This window comes from Dellaglioa sp. CoH-57-MRSF-16 (genome assembly GCF_056782055.1).
Genome location: NZ_JBXAXZ010000063.1, coordinates 1 through 435 on the forward strand (window position 1 = coordinate 1; position 435 = coordinate 435).

The window sequence follows — 435 nt, forward strand, 5'->3', positions numbered from 1 at the left end:
GTCTGCCGGAATCAACCACTGCTTAATCTGGGCCACACGAATGATCGTCGGCTCACCGTTCTCAACTGTCACTTTGGAAACCTCCTATCAGGATTCAAGGGCGAAATAAAAGCGTTCCTGCTGGGCCTCGTTCAGTTTCAAGACTTCAGCAAGCAGCGATGCTTCGGTCGCGGTATCACGCGCATCACGCGCAGCCCGCACCTGCCTTGCCAGTCTAAACGCTTTTCCGACGATTGTAAAGCGAATTTCGCGGGCTGGACAATCTTCGTTACCCTTAGAGAAGTGGCATTTAGTGTATGCCTTTGTTTCTTCTGGGTCCAAATGTTTGCACGTTTTGCACTGCCTTGAATACAGCTGAAGGAACTCAGTTGGCTGTTCCATTTTTGTCTCCATAAATGGGAAAAGGGCGGAAGTTTCTGCCCCCACCCATCATTC

Annotated in this window: 1 protein-coding gene; it reads right to left on the minus strand. The window is 50.3% G+C overall.

Annotated elements, in window-relative coordinates:
- Positions 1 to 87: 87 nt before the first annotated feature.
- Entirely contained in the window at positions 88 to 381 is a 294-nt protein-coding gene (locus AC1RPH_RS07850) for a hypothetical protein (RefSeq protein WP_481762035.1), read from the minus strand.
- Between the last annotated feature and the right edge of the window lie 54 nt (positions 382 to 435).

Coding starts and splice junctions, on each gene's coding strand:
- AC1RPH_RS07850 (WP_481762035.1), bottom strand. CDS start 381: ATGGAACAGCCAACTGAGTTCCTTCAGCTGTATTCAAGGCAGTGCAAA.